The sequence below is a fragment of the Streptomyces sp. NPDC002130 genome (genome assembly GCF_040296465.1).
Lineage (GTDB): Bacteria > Actinomycetota > Actinomycetes > Streptomycetales > Streptomycetaceae > Streptomyces.
On record NZ_JBEOXI010000907.1, the window covers coordinates 1 to 1,335 of the forward strand.

Genomic DNA, 1,335 nt, shown 5'->3' on the forward strand with positions numbered 1-1,335 from the left:
CCACGGAGCCCTTCTGGGCGCCGATGAGGATGTAGGGCAGGTCGAACATGCGCAGCGCGTCGAGGCCAGGTAGCCGACCCGCGCAAGGTTCGAAAAGTCGTCGCAGCGGGCTGCGTCGGCATCTTCGTCGAGCTCTACGACAACGGTGTCTTCGCGTTCATGGCGACGGCACTGGCCATTGTGTTCTTCGACGTGTCGAAGTCGAGCGACGCGCTGATGCTGGTGTTCGCCGGCTACGCGGTCTCGTTCTTCGTTCGGCCCCTCGGCGCGGTGGTCTGCGGCATCCTCGGCGACCGGATCGGTCGACAGAAGATGTTGGTGTTCGTCATCATGCTGATCAGCGTGGCGACCGCCGGTATCGGCTTGCTGCCCACCTACGCGGCCATCGGTATCGCGGCACCGGCACTGCTGATCTTTCTGCGGATCGTGCAGGGATTCTCCGTCGGTGGTGAAGCGGCCGGCGTCATGACGTTCCTCGCCGAACACGCCCCGGAAGGCAAGCGCGGCTTGGTCACGAGCTACGCGCAGATCGCGTCGTTCCTGGCCCTGCTGACCGGAACGATGATCGCGTTCGCCATGTCGCCGTGGCTCAACGCCGAAGCGATCAACGGCGGCGGACTCGCATCGTGGGCGTGGCGCATCCCGTTCCTCTTGGCCATTCCGATGGGAATCATCGGCTGGTACATCCGTCGCGCGATCTCCGATACCCCGAACTTCGAGCGGCTCAAGGAATCCGGCGGTTTGTCGCGCAATCCGCTCAAGGAAGCGTTCTCCACTCCCGAGCACCGCCGCGCCATGATCCTCGCCCTGTTCATCCCCCTGATGAACGGTTCCGGCTACTACGTTCTGTTCTCGTACATGCCCACGTTCCTCAAAGGCGATCAGATCGGATTCTCCACCGGGACGGCGCTTCTCGTCACCGCATCCAGCCTGGTCGCGATCTGCTTCGCGATCCCGTTCATGGGTGCTCTCTCCGACCGGATCGGTCGCAAGAAGGTCATCGCCGGTGCTGCTGCAGCAATGGCGATCGGAGCGATCCCCTGCTACGCCATGATCGTGACCGGCAACGTCGGACTCGCCGTGCTCGGTGCCTGCCTCATGGCAGTGATCTTCGCCGGGCACACAGCCGTCATCCATATTCTGATCGTCGAACTGTTCCCCACGCGGGTTCGCTACTCCGCCTACGGCTTGGGCTACAACATCTCGTCCGCACTCTTCGGAGGTACCGCGCCGTTGTTGATGACCTGGTTGATCCCCGAATTCGGTATCTACGTTCCCGCCTTCTACGCGGTCATCACCGCAATCGGCACGCTGATCGCGGTCAGCACCATCACC

At 63.0% G+C, this 1,335-nt stretch carries 1 protein-coding gene; it reads left to right on the plus strand.

All coding sequences use genetic code 11. The features are described 5' to 3' along the window. Positions 1-120 precede the first annotated feature (120 nt). The coding region (locus ABT116_RS46850) for an MFS transporter (protein WP_351647434.1) at positions 121-1,335 on the plus strand (1,215 nt) is incomplete at its 3' end.